General features: G+C 67.8%; 15 protein-coding genes and 1 tRNA gene. 7 read left to right on the top strand and 9 right to left on the bottom strand.

Annotated elements, in window-relative coordinates:
- Positions 1 to 297: 297 nt before the first annotated feature.
- Positions 298 to 383: transfer RNA gene (locus CWS39_RS17635), tRNA-Tyr, on the bottom strand.
- A gap of 105 nt (positions 384 to 488) precedes the next feature.
- Between CWS39_RS17635 and CWS39_RS17630 the strand changes: the two genes are divergently transcribed.
- On the top strand, positions 489 to 980 hold the full coding sequence (locus CWS39_RS17630) for a YajQ family cyclic di-GMP-binding protein (protein ID WP_102144215.1): 492 nt from the start codon (positions 489 to 491) through the stop codon (positions 978 to 980).
- Here the strand turns inward: CWS39_RS17630 and CWS39_RS17625 are convergent.
- A complete protein-coding gene (locus CWS39_RS17625; protein ID WP_199178171.1) occupies positions 977 to 1780 on the bottom strand; it encodes a transglutaminase-like domain-containing protein in 804 nt (267 codons plus the stop codon). The genes CWS39_RS17630 and CWS39_RS17625 overlap by 4 nt on opposite strands.
- Before the next feature lie 105 nt (positions 1781 to 1885).
- Here CWS39_RS17625 and CWS39_RS30055 point away from each other — a divergent pair, with 105 nt between their 5' ends.
- Both CWS39_RS30055 and CWS39_RS17620 read left to right on the top strand, forming a co-directional pair.
- Complete coding sequence (locus CWS39_RS30055; protein ID WP_255413025.1) at positions 1886 to 2020, top strand: hypothetical protein; 135 nt, start codon at positions 1886 to 1888, stop codon at positions 2018 to 2020.
- A 51-nt stretch (positions 2021 to 2071) separates the two neighbouring features.
- Positions 2072 to 3097, top strand: coding sequence for an NAD(P)H-dependent glycerol-3-phosphate dehydrogenase (locus CWS39_RS17620; protein WP_102144213.1), 1026 nt, complete (start codon positions 2072 to 2074; stop codon positions 3095 to 3097).
- Here CWS39_RS17620 and CWS39_RS17615 read toward each other — a convergent pair.
- The gene (locus tag CWS39_RS17615) at positions 3094 to 3606 is read right to left on the bottom strand and encodes a hypothetical protein (RefSeq protein WP_199178170.1); all 513 of its coding nucleotides are present in this window, start codon (positions 3604 to 3606) and stop codon (positions 3094 to 3096) included. The genes CWS39_RS17620 and CWS39_RS17615 overlap by 4 nt on opposite strands.
- Before the next feature lie 176 nt (positions 3607 to 3782).
- On the opposite strand from CWS39_RS17615, the gene CWS39_RS17610 reads away from it, so the two are divergent.
- Positions 3783 to 4955 carry a flavin-containing monooxygenase gene (locus CWS39_RS17610; protein ID WP_102144211.1) on the top strand — a complete coding sequence of 391 codons (1173 nt, stop codon included), beginning with the start codon at positions 3783 to 3785 and terminating at the stop codon, positions 4953 to 4955.
- Here the strand turns inward: CWS39_RS17610 and CWS39_RS17605 are convergent.
- The 3 genes from CWS39_RS17605 to grcC1 all read right to left on the bottom strand — a co-directional run bounded on the left by CWS39_RS17605 (position 4923) and on the right by grcC1 (position 8059).
- Positions 4923 to 5987 carry a helix-turn-helix transcriptional regulator gene (locus tag CWS39_RS17605; RefSeq protein WP_102144210.1) on the bottom strand — a complete coding sequence of 355 codons (1065 nt, stop codon included), beginning with the start codon at positions 5985 to 5987 and terminating at the stop codon, positions 4923 to 4925. The genes CWS39_RS17610 and CWS39_RS17605 overlap by 33 nt on opposite strands.
- Before the next feature lie 116 nt (positions 5988 to 6103).
- Positions 6104 to 6985, bottom strand: a complete 882-nt coding sequence (gene htpX / locus CWS39_RS17600; RefSeq protein WP_102144209.1) for a zinc metalloprotease HtpX — start codon at positions 6983 to 6985, stop codon at positions 6104 to 6106.
- Between the two features lie 66 nt (positions 6986 to 7051).
- Complete coding sequence (grcC1, locus tag CWS39_RS17595) at positions 7052 to 8059, bottom strand: nonaprenyl/(2E,6E)-farnesyl/geranylgeranyl diphosphat synthase (RefSeq protein ID WP_199178169.1); 1008 nt, start codon at positions 8057 to 8059, stop codon at positions 7052 to 7054.
- A gap of 21 nt (positions 8060 to 8080) precedes the next feature.
- On the opposite strand from grcC1, the gene menJ reads away from it, so the two are divergent.
- Positions 8081 to 9301 carry a menaquinone reductase MenJ gene (menJ, locus tag CWS39_RS17590; protein ID WP_102144208.1) on the top strand — a complete coding sequence of 407 codons (1221 nt, stop codon included), beginning with the start codon at positions 8081 to 8083 and terminating at the stop codon, positions 9299 to 9301.
- Positions 9302 to 9421: 120 nt separating this feature from the next.
- Positions 9422 to 9634: a hypothetical protein gene (locus tag CWS39_RS17585; protein ID WP_102144207.1), complete on the top strand. Its 213-nt coding sequence runs from the start codon at positions 9422 to 9424 to the stop codon at positions 9632 to 9634.
- 113 nt (positions 9635 to 9747) lie between these two features.
- Here CWS39_RS17585 and CWS39_RS17580 read toward each other — a convergent pair whose 3' ends face one another.
- The 3 genes from CWS39_RS17580 to CWS39_RS17570 form a co-directional block, all read right to left on the bottom strand.
- Positions 9748 to 11535, bottom strand: a complete 1788-nt coding sequence (locus CWS39_RS17580; protein WP_102144206.1) for a hydroxysqualene dehydroxylase — start codon at positions 11533 to 11535, stop codon at positions 9748 to 9750.
- Positions 11536 to 11690: 155 nt separating this feature from the next.
- A complete protein-coding gene (locus tag CWS39_RS17575) occupies positions 11691 to 12380 on the bottom strand; it encodes a demethylmenaquinone methyltransferase (protein WP_102144205.1) in 690 nt (229 codons plus the stop codon).
- A 21-nt stretch (positions 12381 to 12401) separates the two neighbouring features.
- On the bottom strand, positions 12402 to 13529 hold the full coding sequence (locus tag CWS39_RS17570; protein WP_102144204.1) for a glycosyltransferase family 4 protein: 1128 nt from the start codon (positions 13527 to 13529) through the stop codon (positions 12402 to 12404).
- Positions 13530 to 13647: 118 nt separating this feature from the next.
- Between CWS39_RS17570 and CWS39_RS17565 the strand changes: the two genes are divergently transcribed.
- Entirely contained in the window at positions 13648 to 15036 is a 1389-nt protein-coding gene (locus CWS39_RS17565) for an FAD-dependent oxidoreductase (RefSeq protein WP_102144203.1), read from the top strand.
- The last annotated feature ends 18 nt before the right edge of the window (positions 15037 to 15054 follow it).

Here is a 15054-nt window from a genome sequence, read left to right as displayed (position 1 = left end):
AAGACCGGGACAACCTCGGTTGGCATGCGTCCTGCGTTCTGCGCACGGTTTTGTGGGGTCACGGAACTGATTGTCGATGCCGGGTGATTTGGCCGCTTGAGTACCACAGGTACTCGACTTTCGAACCCGCGCAAGACTGGATGGACGCTCGCTGTGGATTTGCTGACCGACATCGAGAGACAGACGCTGGACCGCGAGGGTGAGTGATTCGCTACCCGGCTGCCGACCCCGCGGCGACGAGAGCGGAAACGGCCCCGAAACCGCACCAAGGTGTCAACGATGTCCTGAGACATCACATGGTGGCAGGTGCAGGATTCGAACCTGCGTAGGCGTAAGCCGACGGATTTACAGTCCGCTCCCATTGGCCGCTCGGGCAACCTGCCTGGGTGCTCGCACCGCTCCTCCCGGATTTGGTGCGACTAGCAGGGTACAACGAGGATAGCTTCAGCACGAAAACGCCCAGAGGTTCCAAGGAGGGAGCGAGTCCAATGGCGGATTCCAGCTTCGACATCGTCAGCAAGGTCGACCGCCAGGAGGTCGACAACGCGCTCAACCAGGCCGCCAAGGAGCTGGCCACCCGCTTCGACTTCCGCGGCACCGATACGTCCATCGCCTGGAAGGGCGACGAGGCCATCGAGATCACCTCGTCCACCGAGGAACGCGTCAAGGCCGCAATCGACGTCTTCAAGGAAAAGCTCGTCCGCCGCGACATCTCCATGAAGGCCTTCGACGCCGGCGAGCCGCAGGCCTCCGGCAAGACCTACAAGGTCACCGGCACCCTCAAGCAGGGCATCGACAGCGAGAACGCCAAGAAGATCACCAAGCTCATCCGCGACGAGGGCCCCAAGGGCGTCAAGACCCAGATCCAGGGCGACGAGATCCGCGTCAGCTCCAAGAAGCGCGACGACCTGCAGGCCGTCATCGCCATGCTCAAGAAGGCCGACCTCGACGTCGCGCTGCAGTTCGTCAACTACCGCTAACCGATCGAGACCAGCTCGTCGACCGAGTCCCTGGGCAAGTCGCCGTCGACGACGGCCGTCACCTCCATGCTGTTCAGCGTGATCGCGCCCTTGTGGTTGTCCAGGAACGCGGTGTCCGCGGCGTCGCGGCCGGTGGCGATCCGCACCAGCGTCTGCCGCGGTGCCAACAGCGTCCCGTCGACGACGCGCCACTGCCCGTCGACGAACGCCTCGGCCACCGCGTGGAAGTCCATCGGCGACAGGCCCGGCGCATACACCGACACCATCCGGGCCGGCACGTTCACCGCCCGCAGCAACGCCACCACCAGGTGCGCGAAGTCGCGGCACACCCCCTCGCCGGCCAGCAAGGTGTCCGCCGCCCCGTCGATCGGGTCGCTGGAGCCCGGCACATAGTTCAGCCTTGTGCCCACCCACGACGACACCCTCTCCAGCAGCGTCGCCGAATCGGCGTAACTCCCGAATTCCGTTGCGGCGAAGCCGAAGAACTTGTCGGCCTCCGCGTAGCGGCTCGGCCGCAGATACATCGACAGGTCATACTCCGTTACGGGCGCAGGATCCGTCCGGCCGACGATCGTCGCGGCGTAGTCGACCGTCAACGTGCCCACCGGCGCGTCGAACTTGTGGATCCGATTGCCGTGCATACCGCTGATCTCCAAGGGCTGCACCGGTTTTCCGTCCAACACAAACGACAACCGTTCGGACACCTCGGCATTCGGATGCGGCGCGACCGCGATCTGGAACTCCAACGTCGTCGGCGCGGTGATCTCGACCTCGAGCGCTGCACCCACATCTCTCTTCATGGCGACGATGATCCCAGCCCGCGGCCAAAGGGCAAGCCCAACGCAGACCACTGGCGTAGGGTCGAGGCATCGGGACCAACCAGGCCCCCATGAGAAGGGCCAGCGATGTCTGACAAGTCCCCTCGGCAGAGCATGACCAAGAAGTCCGGAAAGTCTCTGAAGGAGAAACGCGCCGACAAGCGCGCCAAGGCGGCGCGCACCTCGTCGACCGAGGAGCTGCTGCACCCCAAGAAGCGGTAGCCACCGGCGAATCTCCCTCCAACACGCGCCAACGGTCCTACCCTGATCGCCATGGCACCCGCGAAGCGTGAACCCAAAGTCGTGGTCCTCGGTGGTGGCTCGTGGGGGACGACGGTCGCGTCCATCTGCGCCCGGCGCGGGCCGACGCTGCAGTGGGTGCGCTCGGAGGAAACCGCCAAGGACATCAACGAGAACCACCGCAATTCGAAATACCTCGGCAACGAGGTGGAGCTGAGCCTGACCCTGCAGGCCACCACCGACTTCTCCGAGGCCGCCAACTGCGCCGACGTCGTCGTCATGGGCGTCCCCTCGCACGGCTTCCGCGGCGTGCTCAACGAGCTCGCCAAGGAACTGCGGCCCTGGGTGCCGGTGGTGTCCCTGGTCAAGGGCCTCGAGCAGGGCACCAACTACCGGATGAGCCAAATCGTCGACGAGATATTGCCCGGCCATCCCGCCGGAATCCTCGCCGGGCCCAACATCGCCCGCGAAGTCGCCGAAGGCTACGCCGCCGCCGCAGTGCTCGCGATGCCCGACCAACACCTCGCCGCCCAGCTGGCAAACCTGTTCCGCACCAGGCGATTTCGCACCTACACCACCGATGACGTGGTCGGCGTCGAGATGGCCGGTGCGCTGAAGAACGTCTACGCCATCGCCGTCGGCATGGGCTACTCGCTGGGCATCGGCGAGAACACCCGCGCCATGGTGATCGCCCGCTCGCTGCGTGAGATGTCCAAACTCGGCGAGGCGATGGGCGGGCACCGCGACACCTTCGCCGGCCTGGCCGGCATGGGCGACCTCATCGTCACCTGCACCTCACAGCGCAGCCGCAACCGTTACGTCGGCGAACAACTCGGCGCGGGCAAGACCATCGACGAGATCATCGCCTCGATGAACCAGGTCGCCGAGGGCGTCAAGGCCTGCAGCGTCGTCATGGAATTCGCCGAGAAGTACGGGCTCAACATGCCGATCGCCCGGGAGGTCGACGGCGTCATCAATCACGGCTCCACCGTCGAGCAGGCCTATCGCGGCCTCGCCGCCGAAAAGCCCGGCCACGAGGTCCACGGCACGGGTTTCTAGAACGGGCGCGTGCCCTCCGGCCGGTCCAGCAGCGGATTCGTCTGTCCCAGAATGAAACTGCCCGCCGGGCTGATCACGAACCCCGACTGGTTACGGCTGTCCACGCACGATGTCACCACGCCGTCGGTGCCACAGCTCACCGTCTGAAAGCTGATCCGCGAGTTCGGCGGCAGCGGTTTGACGGGGCCCGCCACGGCGAACACGTTCGCGTCCGTGTGCGAGAAGCCCGGCACCCCGCCGATCGCGCCACTGACCAGGTTCGCGCCCTGCGGCGCCGCCGGGATCGGGCCGCTGCACCCGTAGCCGCCCGAGCGCTGCAGCACGCACGTCAGCCCGTCGGGCGTGCTGAACGCGTACCAGTTGTTGTCCATCACGGCGTATTCCGACGGCTTCACCGGCGCGTAGGCGTTGATGTTCGGCGGCGGCGGGGCGGGGTCGGCCGCGGCGATCGCCGGGGCTGCCACAGCCCCGAGGACCCCCACCGCGCCGATCAGGATTCTGCTCAGCACGCCCACACCCTAAGGGGTGCGGCCGGAACTCGCAGCATACGCATCACATCGGCGCCGAACACCGCATCGTTACCCGCCTCGGTCGGATACGAGCAAAACCCCCCATCTGCGGGGTGGCGGCAACCGCGACTTCGACCGACGCTGGATTCCTGGCGAGGCTACACGCAGGAGGGGTAATGGGAACCGAGGGCACCGTGCTGGTGGTGGGCAGCGGTCCGGCCGGGTTGTCGTGCGCCGCCGAACTGCTTGCGCGCGGGGTGGACGCAACCGTCGTTGAACGCGGCACGCAGATCGGCGCCGCCTGGGCACACCGTTACGACGCCCTGCGGTTCAACACCTGTCGCCGCAACTCGGCCCTGCCCGGCGCGCCTTTCCCGCATAATTTCGGGCAGTTTCCGACCCGCGACCAGTACGTCGGCTACCTGCAGACGTATGCCGCGTGCAGGGAGGTTCCCGTCCGGTTGGGCGTCGAGGTGAACCGGCTCGACCCGGCTCCCGACGGCGGTTGGGATGTCGTCACCAACCGAGGCGTCCAGCGGGTCCGCCAGGTCGTGGTGGCGACCGGCATCTTCAACCGGCCCGCACTTCCTGACTGGGCCGAGGGCCACGACTTCACCGGCCGTGTGGTGCACGCCGCGCAGTATCGCAACGCCAACGCGTTCGCGGGCCAACGTGTGCTGGTCGCCGGCGCGGGCTCCACCGGGCTCGAGATCGCCTACGAGCTGAGCCGCTCGGGTTGTCCGGAGGTGTCGCTGGCCGTCCGCACCCCGCCGAACATCCTCCTGCGCGAGGTCGGTGGCTTGCCCGCCGACCTGCCGCTGCCACTGTTTCTGCGGCTGCCCACCGGGCTCGTCGACAAGATGCTGCAGGCCATGCAGCGCCGGGTGATCGGCGATCTGAGCGGCTTCGGGCTCGCCGCGCCTCGGGAGGGGCCGATCGCCGGGCTCAAGCGACGCGGCGCCGGCACGGCGATCGTCGACCGCGAAGTGATCGACGCGATCCGGGACCGCTCGCTGCGTGTGGTGCCGGCCGTCGAGCGGCTGGAACACCGCGCGGTGGTGCTCGTCGACGGCACCAAGGTGCAGGTGGACAGCGTCATCGCGGCCACCGGATACCGGACGGGGCTGGAGGCCATGGTCGGCCATCTCGACGTCCTCGACCAGCGCGGCATGCCGCGCGACGGGTACGGCGCGGAGGTCTTGCCGGGACTGCGCTTCGTCGGCTACGTGTACCGGCCGGGTCTGACGAAGTTCGTCGGCGGGCTGGCCCGAAGGGTGGCCGACGACATCGCGCGGCAGGTGTCAGCTTCCAAGCCGCTAACGACGGACGACGAGGTCCTGCGACAGTAGCGCGGCGAGCTCCGGGCGGCTGTTCACGCCGAGCTTGGCGAAGATCGCCTTGATGTGACCCCGCAATGTCTCGGAGGTGATCCACAGCGCAGCGGCGATGTCCCTGGTGGACATGCCGGTCAACAGCAGTTGGGTGATCTCCTTTTCGCGACGGGTCAGTTGGTGCAGGTGGACGAGAAGCGGCGCGATGTCGGAGCGACGAGCCTGCTCCAAAACCACTGCAGTACGCCCTGTTCCGGAACCGTCGGCATCGAGACGGATTCCCCGCACCACCAGCCAGTCGCCGCTACGGCTCCTGGTGCGCGCCAACGCGGGCTCGCCGGCACCGTGCTCGGCGAGAACGCGCGCTTGGTGTGCCACCTCGTGCAGCACGATCGCGGTCTCCAGCCGTTCGTCGTCGACGGGGCCGAGCCATTCGGTGACCTGAGGAGTCGTCGACTCGACGGTGCCGTCATCGGCGAGTATCAGCAGTGCAGCCGGGCCGGGGACGGTGGGGCCGGGTTGGCCCGTCAGCTGTAAGCAGGCGCGAATCGCGTTGCCCACGTGCGGGCAGAGCTTGGCCATCACCGCGACCTCGTCGTCGGTGAAGAACGGATCGGTGGCGCCGCGGGTCAGGCAGAAATGCCCCCACGTCGCCGCACCGGAGCTGAACACGCCCCGCATTTCGTCGCCGTATCCGTTGGGCCGGTACACCTTCGACCAGCGTGCGCTGCGGCTGAGATCTCCGCCGGTGGCCGCGCTCAGAGACGCCGCCGGAACCTCGCGGCGGGCCAGGTCGACGAACTTGTTGACGTCGTCAGTCGTTAGCTCACATTCGATCAACGCGAGATGCTGTGCGCGCGAGACATTTTCGGCGTGCACACCGGTGAGCAGCAGCGTGTCGGGGTCGGTGAGCAGCCACCCCGCTGCCACATAAGCGATGGCGTTTCGCACCTCCGCGGCAACCGCCGCGAGCAGGTCGATCGGGTCCTGCGCACGCGCACAGATGCGGGTGACTCGTTCTTCCAGCCGGCCCAGCCGGCCCCCAGGCATCGCCGGCCCACCACCCTTCCGTGCGTGCGATGCGATCCGTTCTTCTGTTCTACTCCTATCGTGCGATTGGGTGTCGCAACAGTCGATGAGCGACGGTTTCGACACCGAAATCACTCTCAGTAGTAGCCCGGGCCGCGGCCGGCCATCGCCTCCAACCGGGCGATCCGGTCGGCGATCGGCGGGTGCGTCGAGAACAGCTTGCCGATGCGCTCGCCCGCCCGGAACGGGCTGGCGATCATCAAGTGCGCCTGATCGGCCAGCTGCGGGTTCGGCGGCAGCGGCGCCGCCTCCACTCCACCGGAGATCTTGCGCAGCGCCGAGGCCAGCGCCAGCGGGTCACCGGTCAGCTCCGCGCCGGACTGGTCGGCCTGATACTCCCGCGACCGCGACACCGCCATCCGCACCACCGTCGCCGCGATCGGGCCCAGCAGCGAAACCAGCAGCAGGGCAATGGGATTCGCACCGCCCTCGCGGTTACCGCCGAACATCCCCGCGAACATCGCGAAGTTGGCCAACGCGGTGATCACCGACGCCAGCGCGCCGGCCACACACGAAATCAGGATGTCGCGGTTGTACACATGCGAAAGCTCATGCCCTAGCACCGCACGCAGCTCGCGCTCGTCGAGGATCTGCAGAATCCCGGTCGTACAGCACACCGCGGCGTTACGCGGATTGCGGCCCGTCGCAAACGCGTTCGGGTTGGCGGTGTCGCTGATGTAGAGCCGCGGCATCGGCTGGCGCGCGGCCGTCGCCAATTCGCGCACGATGCGGTGCATCGCCGGCGCCTGCATCTCGGTGACCGGCTGCGCGTGCATGGCCCGCAGCGCCAGCTTGTCGCTGTTGAAGTAGACGTAGACGTTCATGCCGACGGCGAATAGCGCCGCCAGGAACAGAATCGAGCGGTTCTGGAACAGCGCCCCGATGAACACGATCAGGGCCGACATACCTACCAGCAGCAGGAACGTCTTGAACCTGTTGGCATGCGGATGCCACGTCATCAGCGTCCTCCTAGGAACTCATTGCTGATTAAACGCTCGGCGGGCCGTCCCAGGTTCCGGATTCGGTCAACCGTGACGGTGAACGGTGTAGTCCACCAAGTTGGCCAACGCCTGACGGGCCGGTACGTCGGGCAGCTTCGCCAGCTCGTCGCGGGCCTGCGCCGCGTACTGCGCGACGGTCTCCTTGGCCCGCGCCATGCCCGGTGAGCGGCGCAGCAGCCGCAGCGCCTCGGCCACGTCCTCGTCTTTCTGCACCGGTCCGGCCAGCAGTTCGCGCAGCCGCTGCGCGTCGGGGCCCTCTTCGCGCAGCGCGTAGAGCGCCGGCAGCGTGTGCACGCCTTCGCGCAGGTCGGTGCCGGGCACCTTGCCCGACTCGTCGGGGTCGCTGTCGATGTCGATGATGTCGTCGGAGATCTGAAACGCGGTGCCGACGATGCCGCCGAGCCGGCTGAGCCGTTCGATCTGCTCATCGTCGGCGCCGGAGAACGTCGCGCCGAACCGGCCCGACGCCGCGATCAGGCAGGCCGTCTTCTCGTACACCACCTTCAGGTAGTGCTCGATCTCGTCGACACCCTCTGCGGCGCCGCGGGTTTCACGCATCTGCCCGGTGACGAGTTGGGCGAATGTGTCGGCGATCACCCGCACGGCGTCCGGGCCCAGCCGCGACACCAGACGCGAGGCCGTCGCGAACAGGTAGTCGCCGGCCAGGATCGCGATGTTGTTGCCCCACCGCACATTGGCGCTGGGCGCGCCGCGGCGCACCTGCGCCTCGTCCATCACGTCGTCGTGATACAGCGTCGCCAGGTGCACCAGCTCGATGACGGCGCCGGCGACGGTGACCTGCCAGTTGTCCGGATCGGGCCCCAGCTCGGCGGACAGCACCGTGAACAGCGGCCGGAAACGTTTGCCACCCGCCTGGAACAGATGCTGGACCGCCTCGGACATCAATTCATCGGCTTTGCCCAGCTCAGCGGCCATCAGCTCTTCGATGCGGGCCACGCCGTCGCGGACCTCGGCGGCGAACGCGGCGTCCCCGAAGTCCACTCCCGCCACCACAGTCGCCGGTGTCCTCATTGCTCCAACATACTGGGGGGCGTGACAGTGAACGCCGACGTGGTCGTCGTCGGGGCCGGGCCTGCGGGTTCGGCCGCGGCTGCGTGGGCGTGTCGCGCCGGGCGCGACGTGCTCGTCATCGATTCCGCGCAGTTCCCGCGCGACAAGGCGTGCGGCGACGGGTTGACGCCCCGGGCGGTGTTGGAGCTGCAACGGCTGGGCCTCGGGCCGTGGCTGGACAGCCGAATCCGCCACCGTGGGTTGCGGATGTCGGGTTTCGGAGGCGACGTCGAAGTCGAGTGGCCGGGGCCGTCGTTCCCGTCGACCAGCAGCGCGATCCCCCGCACCGAACTGGACGACCGCATCCGTATGGTGGCCGCCGACGAGGGCGCCAAGATGCTGATGGGTGTCAAAGCCGTTGGCGTGCAGCATGATTCGTCGGGCCGGGTGAGCGCCGTGAAGTTGGACTCCGGTGGCGTCGTCGGGCTTTCGCAGTTGATTGTGGCCGACGGCGCCCGCTCGACATTGGGCCGGATGCTGGGCCGGCAGTGGCATCAGCAGACGGTGTACGGCGTTGCGGTGCGGGGGTATATCGCGACGCCGCGGGCCGACGAACCGTGGATCACGTCGCATCTGGAACTGCGCTCGCCGGAGGGCAAGGTGTTGCCGGGCTACGGCTGGATCTTCCCGCTGGGCAATGGCGAGGTGAACATCGGCGTGGGCGCGCTGGCGACGGCTAAACGGCCCGCCGACGCGGCGTTGCGGCCGCTGATGTCGTACTACACCGGGCTGCGCCGCGACGAATGGGGCTTCTCTGGCGAGCCTCGGGCGCCATTGTCGGCGCTGTTGCCGATGGGTGGGGCGGTGTCGGGCGTCGCGGGGCCGAATTGGATGCTGATCGGCGACGCGGCGGCCTGCGTCAACCCGCTGAACGGTGAGGGCATCGACTACGGCCTGGAAACCGGGCGGCTGGCCGCCGAGCTGCTGGATGCCGGTGATGTGTCGTCGGCGTGGCCGGCCGTCTTGCAGGAGCATTACGCGCGGGGCTTCTCGGTGGCGCGGCGGCTGGCGTTGTTGTTGACGCTGCCGCGGTTCCTGCCCGCGACGGGTCCGTTGGCGATGCGGTCGACGGCGCTGATGCGAATTGCGGTGCGGGTCATGGGAAATCTCGTCACCGACGAGGACTCCGATTGGATCGCGCGGGTGTGGCGGGCGGGCGGATTGGCGTCGCGACGGCTGGATCAGCGCAAGCCGTTCAGCTGAACGTCACGTGAATACCAAGCTCTACTAAGCACTTTCGGCGTCTGAACAGTGCTTTTTGCCGCGTTTCGGGATTAGAATTCGTCTCATACGGGTTGATGAGGATCGACGGAAGGATCCACGATGCCCGGTCTGAAATCGGCGATCGTCATATTGGCGTGCGCCGCCGGCTTGGCGCTGGCGCCGGTTGCCGGCGCGGCTCCGGTCGGGCCCTGCGAAGACGTGCCCTATGTGGGACAGTGCGTTCCGGTCGGTGAGACGCCGACGCCGCGGGTGCAGCAGAACCACGCCGACGTGCCGGTCGCGCCGGACGGCAGCATCGGCACGATCAATTAGCGGCTCCGGGGCATCACCGGTCCGCGTGCCCGCATATGAGCGACAGTGTCGCTGAAAACATTGGTGGGCTAAGCAGTTAGCGACATTGTCGCTTGTATGCGGGCACGTAAGCACTAGGACCGGCCGGGCCAGCGGGTGTCGACGATGTCCAGCGCGTGGGGTAGCCCTGCCCGGTAGCGCGCGCGGTCGGCTTGTTTGAACGGGATCCACCACGGCGCCTGGAACAGTTCCACGATTTTCACCATCGGCCCGCCATAGCCCGACGCCTGCAGTACGCCGTTGGCGGCGTAGCGCCCGCCCTCGTTGGCGCCCTCCATCGTCGTGACGTTCTGATCGGTGCGCACCCACTCCCCCGCGAGGAACAGGTTGTCGATCGCCGTCACCGCATCGGGGCGGCGCTCCCACGAGCCGGGGTCCTGGATGAACAGCGGTTCGTCGTTGCGGACGTTCGGTGTGCCCGGGTCGATGATCGCCGGATCCAGAAACCACGAGTGCAGCATCGCGTCGGTGACGACGGTGTCGGTGTCGTTGAGGTGCGCCTTGATCTGCGCCCATGCTTCGTTGGCGATTTCGGGCGGCGTGCAGTCGCGGGCGCTGCGGCCGTTGAAGTTTCCCGGCGTGGTCCAGTCCGAGATGATCGCCGACATGCAGTCCTTGACGGTGCCGTCGCCGTACGTCGTCAGGCTCCGTTTCCAGAACTGCTCCTCGCTGATCGACGTGATCGCCCATCCGGAGTCGACGTAGTTGACGTGGCCCTTGGTGACGTCGACGCGCTCCTTGAGGAAGAACATCAGCCCGTTCATCCATTCGGTACGCAGCCGCGCGACATTGGCCAGGCGCGGGTCGGCGGCGATGACGTCCGGGGTGAGCACCGCGGCCAGCTTCTCGCACGGGATCGCTGAGACGTACCAATCGGCGACGACGGGTCGTGTTACCCCTCTGCCGTCGACGACGGTGGCCGACGCGATGTGCTTGCCGTTGGGCGTCAGTCGCGACAGCGCCTGTCCCACATGGAATGTCACCCCTTTGTTGCGCAGGTGCTCCACCCACGGGTCGAGCCACTGTGAACTGGTCGGCCCGTTGAGCACGCGGTCGAAGCCCTTGTTGTCGAAGTCGTTGCCCAGCAGCAGGATCGACCACACCGACGCCTCGCCCACCAGCCCGATGGAATGTGCGCTGGCGTCTTTGGATTTCGACGCGGTCAGGTTGCGGATGATGCCGTCGGCGAGGTAGCGGTTGTACTCGGCGGATCGCTTGTCGGCGCCGATGTACTTCTCCCACGTCATGTGCTCCCACTGGCCGAGCTTGCGTTCGTTGGAGCTGGTGACGTAAACCGCGAGTTTCTGTGCGGCATAAGCAGCTTCCCACAACGGCAATCGGAACAGCGTCTGGAACACCGTCGTCACCGATTCGATGAACGCCTTGGGCGTGATCGGATTGGGCAACGTCGGGATTGGGAACGGCAGCGGCACAGTCAGATCAGCACGACCGAGGCCGGAGTGCAGATACGACGTGGCCCGGGTGAGGTTCTCCCAGGTACCGAACGCATTGCCCGGAAACGGGATTCGGCGCATGGTGTCGGTCACGTTGCGGTAGAAGCCCGGAAAGAACCGGAACCCGTGCTCGGCCGGCAGCGGCGTCGCGCCCGAGTTCGGCACCGGGATGGAACGGGCCTTGCCGCCCAGCGCCTTTCGCTCGTAGACGGTCACGGTGTAGCCGCGGTCGACGAGCTCGTGCGCGGCGGTCAGCCCGGCGATACCCGCACCGAACACCGCGACGGTCTTGCCTGGCGCGGCACGGGCAGGCCGCGGCGGGCCGAGCGCCGCCGCGACTCCCGCCGTCGCGGTGCCCGCCAGAAACGACCGGCGCGAAATACCCCGCTGCTGAACCCGACCCGACATCTGACACCGCCTACGTTGCGGAACCCGTCAGGACGATAAGTTAACGGTGATTCTGCTCACAGCCGTTGCGACACGCCGATACGGCGCTTGCCTGACCGCAACAGGTGGGCCCAGAAGTTAATGCGGACGCGCGGGTTATCAACCTAGGTAAAGGGCTACTTCGGTTTGGTCGCCGCGTGCAGCGCCACGATGCCGCCGGACAGGTTGCGCCAACGCACCTGCCCCCAACCGGCGTCACCGATACGACGCGCCAGCTCGGCCTGATCCGGCCACGCCCGAATCGATTCGGCGAGATAAACATAGGCGTCGGGGTTGGAGGACACGGCCCGGGCGATCCGCGGCAGCGCCTGCATCAAGTACTCCTTGTAGACCGTGGCGAACAGCGTGTTCGTCGGCGTGGAGAATTCGCACACCACCAGCCGTCCGCCCGGCCTTGTCACACGGGCCATTTCGCGCAGCGCCGCGCCGTGGTCGGCGACGTTGCGCAGCCCGAAGCTGATGGTGACCGCGTCGAAGACGTCGTCGCCGAACGGCAGCCGCGTCGCGTCGCCGGCCACCTTGGGCACGTGCCGGCCCGCGCCCGCGGCCAGCATCCCGACCGAGAAGTCCGCAGCCACACACCACGCCCCCGACGCCGCGAGCTCCACCGTCGACACTGCGGTGCCCGCCGCCAAGTCGAGCACCTTGTCGCCGGGTCCGATCTTCAGCGCCGCGCGGGTGGCCCGTCGCCAGAACCGGTCCTGCCCCAGCGACATCACCGTGTTGGTCAGGTCGTAGCGGCGCGCGACGGCGTCGAACATCGACGCCACTTCATGGGGATCCTTGTCCAGCGTCGCGCGGCTCACGTCATCGACGCTACATGGCTGCTAGGCGGCCCGTAGCCGGCGCATTCCCTGCACGGCCTCGTAGTGCCCGAGCAGCTCGTCGCAGATGGCCGGCCAGGTGCGGTCCAACACGCTGCGCCGGGCCGCGACCGAGTAGCGGGCACGCTCGGCGATCAGGTGGTCGACGGACTCGGTCAGCCGATCCTCGAACTCCGCGACGGGCAACAGCAGCCCGGTTCGGCACGGCGCCACCAGATCTCGTGGACCGCCCGCATCGGGCGCGATCACCGGCAGACCCGAGGCCATCGCCTCCTGCACCGCCTGACAGAACGTCTCGTGCTCGCCGGGATGGACGAAGACGTCCATGCTGGCGTACGCGGTCGCGAGCTCCTCGCCGTACAGCGCGCCGGTGAAAACCGCTGACGGCAAGGCTGATTCGAGCTTGGCCCGGTCCACGCCGTCGCCGACGATCACCACCTGGATGTCGTCGCGGCGCGCCAGCACCGCCAGCCGTTCGACGTGCTTCTCCGGCGCCAGCCGGCCGACGAAGCCGACGATCGGCTTGCGGTGCGGCGACCATTTCTGGCGCAACGCGTCATCGCGCGCCGACGGGGCGAAGCCGGTGATGTCCACGCCACGCGCCCACTTGTGCACCCGCGGAATACCATGCGCAGCAAGGGCTTCCATCGCTGCGGTGGACGGCGCCAGGGTCCGGTCGGCGCGGCTGTGCAGGTGACGGGTCCACGCCCACGCGGCGCGCGATGCGATGCCGATGCCGTAGCTTTCCGCGAATCCCGCGATGTCGGTTTGGAATACCGCCACCGTCGGCACCTTGAGATGACGGGCCGCATGCAGGCCGCCGTAGCCGAGCAGCGCCGGCGACGCCAAATGCACCACGTCCGGGTCGAAGCCGCGCAGCACGCCGACCATCCGCGGCCGCGGCACACCCAGCGGCAGCGAGGTGACCTTCGGGAACATCCGCGACGGCACCCGATGCACCCGGATGCCGTCGTGAATCCGGTCGGCCGGCGGCTGACCCCGCGGCGTGTCCGGCGCGATGAGCAGGGCTTCGTGGCCGGTGCGGCGGAGATGCTCGATCACCCGAAGCACCGAGTTGGTGACGCCGTTGACATTCGGGAGGAAGGACTCAGCGACGATCGCAACGCGCACGCCAAGAGGGTCTCATCGACAGGCGTCGACAAGGTTGCCGACAGGGATACGGCACGCGAAAAGGTGAAGTAGCGGACTACGCTAGGCCCCCTGCCATGGCGCGCCCGACACTGCTGCCATGTCGAAACAAGCTGGTCACGCGATTGTTCTCGGCGCGAGTATGGGCGGGCTGCTGGCCGCCCGGGTACTGGCCGACAGCTATGACACCGTCACGGTCGTCGAGCGTGATGTGCTGCCGGATGGGCCCGAACCGCGGCGCGGTGTACCGCAGGGCCGCCAGCCGCATCTGCTGCTGGCCCGCGCCGCGCAGATCCTCGAGGAACTCTTTCCGGGGTTTCTCGACGAGTTGGTCGCCGACGGCGGCCTGGTGTGGGACGACGGCGACCTGTCGAAATTCTGGGTGTCGTTCGCCGGGCATCGGCTTGTGCGGGACAGGCTCCCGGATCCGGCGTCGGTCGTGAACTACTACGGGAGCCGCCCGTTCCTGGAGGGGCATGTGCGGCGGCGGCTGCGCGGGCTGGCGAACGTGTCGGTTCTCGACGGGCACGACGTCGCCGGGCTCACCGCGACCGCGGATCGTCGTCGCGTCACGGGCGTGCGGGTGGTGGGCCACGACGACGGCAACGAGACGACGCTGACGGCCGACCTCGTCGTCGACGCCACCGGACGCGGCTCGCGCACACCGGTGTTCCTCGAGCAGCTCGGCTACGGCCGGCCCCGCGAAGACGAGCTGGTGGTGCGTGTCGCCTATGCCAGCCAGCCGCTGCGGTTGCCACACGACACGCTCCAAGAGAACCTCGTCGCCGTCTGCCCCGAGCCGGACCGGCCGTCGATCTTCGCGGCGTTCGCCTGCGAGAACGACACCTGGTTGGTGGCCGTCGGCACCATGGCGGGAATCGAGCCACCGGCCACCTGGCCCGAATTGCTGGACTACGCAGCTGGTTTCGCGCCTGCCCACGTGCTGGCCGCAGTTCGGGATGCCGAGACGATCGGCGGCGTCAACCAGCATCGGCTGCCGTCGAACCGGTGGCGGCGCTACGACAAGATGGCCGCGACGCCGGACGGGCTGCTCGTCGTCGGGGACGCGATCTGCAGCTTCAACCCGATCTACGGCCAGGGCATGACCGTCGCCGCCATCGAAGCCGGCGTGCTGCGCGACTGCCTGCGTAGCGGCGAGCGCGATCTGCCGCGGCGGTTCTTCTCGGCGTCGGCCAAGAAGATTCGCGTGGCATGGCAGACGGCCGTCGGCTCCGATCTAACGCTGCCTCAGGTGGCCGGTCCTCGCCCGCTGTCGATGCGGATCACCAACGCCTGGACCGAACGGGTGCTGACGGCCAGCGAAACCGACGCCGCGGTGGCGCAGCAGTTCCTGCGGGTGGTCGGGATGCTCGACGAGCCGTCCGCGCTGCTGCGACCCGGGTTCGTGTTGCGGGTCTTGAAGGCCGGGCGGCGGGCGGTCGCCGAGCAGCCCGAGGATTCGGTGGCGGTGTCGCAGACGTGGCTGTGAGGTAGCTACGCTGCCGTT

The organism is Mycobacterium hubeiense (assembly GCF_002838065.1).
Taxonomy (GTDB): domain Bacteria; phylum Actinomycetota; class Actinomycetes; order Mycobacteriales; family Mycobacteriaceae; genus Mycobacterium; species Mycobacterium hubeiense.
The sequence above is the reverse complement of the archived record's forward strand: the minus strand, read 5'-3'. Positions and strand labels throughout refer to the sequence as shown.